This is a genomic window from Kitasatospora sp. NPDC048296, assembly GCF_043201815.1.
Lineage (GTDB): Bacteria > Actinomycetota > Actinomycetes > Streptomycetales > Streptomycetaceae > Kitasatospora.
Map to the genome: position 1 here is coordinate 1 of NZ_JBICZB010000239.1, position 1,024 is coordinate 1,024.

The window sequence follows — 1,024 nt, forward strand, 5'->3', positions numbered from 1 at the left end:
CGTCGGCTACGAAATGGCCCTGCTCGTCGACCGAGCCGGCGCCGTCCTCACCCCCGCACTTCGCGCGGAACTCCAGGGCAGTCTCCTGCACTGACGGTTCGTCGGATACCGTCCAGGTATTCGAAGCACCTCCGCGTCCTTCCCGGGCCCGCTTCGGCGGGCTCGGGTTCGGACGTTGTACGGCCTTCGCACCACCGGCTCCGGACTCGTACCGAAGCTCGCACCGCACCGCCGCACCCTGTGAGGAGAGGAACCGTGACACCGCCCGACGACCGCAGCGGCCAGTACGGCGTTCCGTACCCTGGCACAGGCCATGACGCCTTCGGAGCACCCGGCGTCGGCCACGGTCAGCAGTACGGCCGGCACCAGTACGGGCAGCCCCAGCAGCACCCGTACCCCCGGGCCGAGGAGCAGTACGGCCAGTACGACCCGTACGCCGGGCAGCAGCCCGCCTACGACACTCCGCCGCCCGGCCCGCAACCGACCGGCTGGCCGGCCCCGGCACCCGCCCAGGCGCCCGGCTACCAGCCGGCCCAGGAGCCCGGGCACGTCGAGGAGTTCGAGGACGAGCCCGACTCCGGCCCGCTGATCCGGCCGTTCGCGATGACCGGCGGTCGCACCCGGCCGCGCTACGAGCTCGCGCTGGAGGCCCTGGTCTCCGCCGACGTCGACCCGCAGCGCCTGGCCACCCTGCTCCCCGAGCACCAGCGGATCTGCACCCTGTGCACGGAGGTCAAATCCGTCGCGGAGGTTTCGGCGCTGCTCTCCCTTCCCCTGGGAGTGGCCCGCATCCTCGTGGCCGACCTGGCCGAGGCCGGCCTCGTCGCCATCCACCAGCCCGCTTCCGGCGGCGAATCCGGAAACCAGCCCGACGTCACGCTGCTCGAAAGGGTCCTCAGTGGACTTCGCAAGCTCTAACGCGGCCGCCCCCACCCGCGCCACCACCTCCGCGAAGATCGTCATCGCGGGCGGCTTCGGTGTCGGCAAGACCACGCTCGTCGGCGCCGTCTCCGAGATCAACCCC

General features: G+C 72.0%; 1 protein-coding gene and 2 pseudogenes. All 3 read left to right on the forward strand.

What is annotated here, in order from left to right; genetic code table 11:
• A pseudogene (locus tag ACGF12_RS38735) lies at nucleotides 1-94 on the forward strand (roadblock/LC7 domain-containing protein); the annotation flags it as partial.
• A 161-nt stretch (nucleotides 95-255) separates the two neighbouring features.
• Nucleotides 256-918, forward strand: coding sequence for a DUF742 domain-containing protein (locus ACGF12_RS38740; RefSeq protein ID WP_393041416.1), 663 nt, complete (start codon nucleotides 256-258; stop codon nucleotides 916-918).
• A pseudogene (locus tag ACGF12_RS38745) lies at nucleotides 899-1,024 on the forward strand (ATP-binding protein); the annotation flags it as partial. The gene ACGF12_RS38740 and the pseudogene ACGF12_RS38745, both read left to right, overlap by 20 nt.